The 904-nt window shown below is 77.7% G+C and carries 1 protein-coding gene; it reads right to left on the minus strand.

Annotated features, from left to right (window positions below; genetic code table 11):
* The coding region (locus tag B7767_RS35175; protein ID WP_306298028.1) for a polyketide synthase dehydratase domain-containing protein at nt 1-889 on the minus strand (889 nt) is incomplete at its 3' end.
* Between the last annotated feature and the right edge of the window lie 15 nt (nt 890-904).

Consider the following 904-nt stretch of genomic DNA (forward strand, 5'->3'; position numbering starts at 1 on the left):
CGTCGGCCCGGGAGAGCCGGATGCGGACGGCCGACGCGCCGGCCGCGTGCAGGGACACGCCGCTCCAGGCGAACGGCACCCCGCCGCCCTGCGTCGAGTCGCCGTCGGCGGCGGTGCCGGTCAGGGCGGTGGCGTGCAGTGCGGCGTCGAAGAGCGCCGGGTGCAGGCCGTACGCGCCGCCGTCGGTGCCGTCGGGCAGGACGGCCTCGGCGAACACCTCGCCGTCGCGCCGCCAGGCGGCCCGCAGTCCCCGGAACACCGGCCCGTAGACGAAGCCGGAGTCCTCGAAGCGTTCGTACAGGCCGTCCGTGTCGAGCGGTTCGGCCTTCTCGGGCGGCCAGACGGTCGCGTCGAAGTCCGTGGCGGCCGAGGCCGCCGGTCCGGTCGCGAGGACGCCCTCGGCGTGTGTCGTCCAGGTGGCTCCGGGGTCGTCGGCGGGCCGGGAGTGGATGCCCAGGGTGCGGCGGCCCGAGTCGTCGGGGGCGCCGACGCCGACCTGGAGCCGGACGGCACCCCGGGCGGGCAGGACCAGCGGTGCGGCGAGGGTGAGTTCCTCCACCAGCTCGCAGCCCAGGGAGTTCGCGGCGTGCACCGCCAGCTCCAGCAGGGCGGTGCCGGGGACGAGGACGGCGCCCATGACCACGTGGTCGGCGAGCCAGCCGTGCGTGCCGGCCGACAGCCGTCCGGTGAACAGGTGGCCGTCGGAGCCGGCGAGTTCGGCCACGCCGCTGAGCAGCGGGTGGTCGGCGGGCGCCAGACCGGCGGCCTCCGCCCCCGCGCCCACGCGCATCTCCGTGGGCCAGAAGCGGCGCCGCTGGAAGGCGTACGTGGGCAGGGCGACCCGGCGGGCGCCCCGGCCGGCGAAGAACGCGGCCCAGTCGACGGGCACGCCGTGGCCGTGCAG

The sequence above is a fragment of the Streptomyces sp. 13-12-16 genome (assembly GCF_002114215.1).
Taxonomy (GTDB): domain Bacteria; phylum Actinomycetota; class Actinomycetes; order Streptomycetales; family Streptomycetaceae; genus Streptomyces.